This is a genomic window from Bergeyella anatis (genome assembly GCF_036016955.1).
GTDB lineage: Bacteria > Bacteroidota > Bacteroidia > Flavobacteriales > Weeksellaceae > JAYWXI01.
The window spans coordinates 1-805 of the sequence record NZ_JAYWXI010000079.1; the positions used below are offsets into that span (position 1 = coordinate 1).

At 31.9% G+C, this 805-nt stretch carries 1 protein-coding gene and 1 pseudogene; both read left to right on the plus strand.

Features of this window, described 5'->3' with window-relative positions; translation table 11 throughout:
- Nucleotides 1–239 (plus strand): annotated as a pseudogene (locus VQ048_RS12300) (PKD domain-containing protein); the annotation flags it as partial.
- Nucleotides 240–256: 17 nt separating this feature from the next.
- Nucleotides 257–805 (plus strand): Clp protease N-terminal domain-containing protein (locus VQ048_RS12305; protein WP_327611939.1); only part of this gene is annotated, 549 nt, incomplete at its 3' end.

Here is an 805-nt window from a genome sequence, read left to right on the forward strand (position 1 = left end):
TAAACAAAGTGGTGAGTGAAGAGAAAACAAAAGAAGATTTTAAAGAGTATCTATGTGGCAATTATTCAGTACCTGTGGTTGTCAATGATGATAAAATTATTCCATTTGAACAATTTTGTCAAGCAATAGCAGGTAAGAAGATAAAAATTAAAACTCTTCGGTTAGAGAAAGACCCTAATCATTGTATAAAGAATATCAATATCCATTACAAAGAGAAGTTTTTACTTTTCTATTGGTAATTCAAAAAATGTGAGTTATGAAAAAAACATTACCCTACAATACAGAAGTACGACAAGCTCTTGATATTGCTCAAAAAATAGCCAAGGAAAATAATCACCCCTTTTTTACAGGTTCTCATTTGTTGAAAGCACTGCTAAATAGGGATTTATCATTATTGAAAAAATTAGAAAACTTAGGGGTTGATGTTTTTTATTTAGAAGAGTGGGCAGAAGTTCGTATAGAAGACGAACCTAAAAAAACACAATCCGTAGAACCTGAGCCTGGCGAAATCATTGACACTATCTTTGATGAAGCAAACGATATAGCTCTTCATTTAGGGGAAGACGAAATTACTCTTTTTTCTCTTGTTATCTCTGTTAGTACTCCAGGTGTGGCATTTAGTTTTGAGCAAATGAAAAGCTACCCTATAAGTCGTTCGGAATTACTTCAAGAATCTAAACAATCCGTCGATAGTAATACTGATTATACATTAAAGAAGAAGTCTTCTTCCAAATTTATAGACAAATACTGCATAGATAAATTAAAAGAAACTAATAAATACGATTATGCTATAGTTGGGAGAGCC